Source organism: Mycobacterium sp. (genome assembly GCF_008709575.1).
Lineage (GTDB): Bacteria > Actinomycetota > Actinomycetes > Mycobacteriales > Mycobacteriaceae > Mycobacterium.
On the sequence record NZ_VYIK01000546.1, the window covers coordinates 1 to 542 of the forward strand.

The following is a 542-nucleotide window of genomic DNA, read 5'->3' on the forward strand; positions in this document are numbered from 1 at the left end:
CGACACCGTGACGAGTGGCAACGTTCGTCGCCGACGCGGCGGTGAAGGCACGGCCTCCGGCCGCGACAGCCAGAAATTCACGTCCATGACGGCGGGAAGGCGATGTCCAGCCGCTCAGTCTTTTTGTATCCCGACCACGTCGGCACGCCTGCGGGCTGGACGCGGTAAATACCGAGCGCGGCGGCCACGACTCGGTCATGCTGTGTGGGCCACTGGATCTCGGATGCGATGTGCTCCAGCACGTCCCGGTCGCGCTGCAGGACCAGGTCGATGATCGATACCGCCGGCAGCGCCCCGGCCTTGTCGGCGTTGCAACGCGCGCACGCCAACACCAGATTGGCCAGCCCGTCGATACCCACCAGCGACCACGGCAGCACATGATCGACGGGATTGTTCACCGGCAGGTGCATGCCGCAGTAGAAGCAGTGCGGGCCGTACGCCTGTTTGAACGGCTCGCGCACGGCGGCCAGGTTGATGCGCTCACGACCGAACAGATGGCCCGCGACGTCGGGAACCTCGGCGTCAAGGAACGTGTTCATCCG

General features: G+C 66.1%; 1 protein-coding gene. It reads right to left on the minus strand.

Going from position 1 to position 542, the window contains the following annotated elements:
* Positions 1-77: 77 nt before the first annotated feature.
* Positions 78-542, minus strand: a 465-nt coding sequence (locus F6Q13_RS20060) for an HNH endonuclease (protein WP_293060178.1), incomplete at its 5' end; no start/stop codon positions are given.